The organism is Mesorhizobium sp. M2E.F.Ca.ET.219.01.1.1, assembly GCF_004016445.2.
GTDB lineage: Bacteria > Pseudomonadota > Alphaproteobacteria > Rhizobiales > Rhizobiaceae > Mesorhizobium.
The window spans coordinates 1-299 of record NZ_SADT02000225.1; the positions used below are offsets into that span (position 1 = coordinate 1).

At 69.6% G+C, this 299-nt stretch carries 1 pseudogene; it reads left to right on the plus strand.

Annotation, left to right across the window (positions count from 1 at the left end):
* Positions 1–299, plus strand: a pseudogene (locus tag EN862_RS35615) (ComF family protein); the annotation flags it as partial.

The window sequence follows — 299 nt, forward strand, 5'->3', positions numbered from 1 at the left end:
GCTCAGGCTGCTGGAACGGCCCTGGTGCGCGGTGATGGGCACGCCGTTCACCCATGACATGGGCGAAGGCTTCCTCTCGGCCGAAGCGATCGCCGATCCGCCGCCCTTCGAACGGGCGCGGGCCGCGGTCGTCTATTCCGGCGTGGCGCGCCAGATGGTGCAAGGCTTGAAGTATCAGGACCGCACGGATCTGGCGCCATGGATGGCGCGCTGGATGCTGCGCGCCGGAGCCGAGCTGATCGCGGAGACCGATCTCGTCTTGCCGGTGCCGTTCCACGGGCGGCGCCTCTTCAGGCGGC